A 1,115-nucleotide genomic window follows, 5' to 3' on the forward strand; every position below is an offset into this window, starting at 1 on the left:
TAAGTCGCTGACCCATTATACAAAAGGTACGCAGTCACCCAACAAGTGGGCTCCTACTGCTTGTACGTACACGGTTTCAGGTTCTATTTCACTCCCCTCACAGGGGTTCTTTTCGCCTTTCCCTCACGGTACTGGTTCACTATCGGTCAGTTGGGAGTATTTAGCCTTAGATGATGGTCCACCTATATTCAGTCAAAGTTTCACGTGCTCCGACCTACTCGATTTCACTTAAGATGCATTTTCGTGTACGGGACTATCACCCTGTATCGTCATACTTTCCAGAATGTTTCACTAACACATAATAAGCTTAAGGGCTGGTCCGGTTTCGCTCGCCGCTACTTCCGGAATCTCGGTTGATTTCTGTTCCTACGGGTACTTAGATGTTTCAGTTCTCCGCGTTCGCCTCTTACACCTATGTATTCAGTGTAAGATACCTGCAAGCAGGTGGGTTTCCCCATTCGGAAATCCTAGTCTCAAGTGCTTTTTACTAGCTTGACTAGGCTTATCGCAAGTTAATACGTCCTTCATCGCCTCCAACTGCCAAGGCATCCACCGTGTACGCTTAGTCACTTAACCATACAACCCAAACGGGTCTTTGTTAGTGACAGCTGTTAACTTCGCCAGAAGTTAATTCATCAAATAATGATGAGAATACTAAAGTAGATACCGATTAATCTGTCGATTAATCTGTCGATTAATTGGCATATTTTTACTTTTGAAAACTCTTGATAAATAACAATCGTTATTCATCAGAATTTTATTATCAGCTTTCCAAATTTTTAAAGAGCATATTAATTAGTGAAGCCAACGGCTTTACTAACTAACAATCATCTGTGTGGACACTACGAACAAATAAGTTCTAAATCGTATAAGGAGGTGATCCAGCCCCAGGTTCCCCTAGGGCTACCTTGTTACGACTTCACCCCAGTCATGAATCACTCCGTGGTGAACGTCCTCCCGAAGGTTAGACTATCCACTTCTGGAGCAACCCACTCCCATGGTGTGACGGGCGGTGTGTACAAGGCCCGGGAACGTATTCACCGCGTCATTCTGATACGCGATTACTAGCGATTCCGACTTCATGGAGTCGAGTTGCAGACTCCAATCCGGACTAC

2 rRNA genes are annotated in these 1,115 nt (G+C 44.5%); both read right to left on the reverse strand.

Features of this window, described 5'->3' with window-relative positions:
- A 23S ribosomal RNA gene (locus LPA49_RS22170) occupies window positions 1-576 on the reverse strand; the annotation flags it as partial.
- A 293-nt stretch (window positions 577-869) separates the two neighbouring features.
- Window positions 870-1,115: ribosomal RNA gene (locus LPA49_RS22175) — 16S ribosomal RNA — on the reverse strand; the annotation flags it as partial.

This window comes from Pseudoalteromonas sp. MB41 (genome assembly GCF_020966275.1).
GTDB classification, from domain to species: domain Bacteria; phylum Pseudomonadota; class Gammaproteobacteria; order Enterobacterales; family Alteromonadaceae; genus Pseudoalteromonas; species Pseudoalteromonas lipolytica.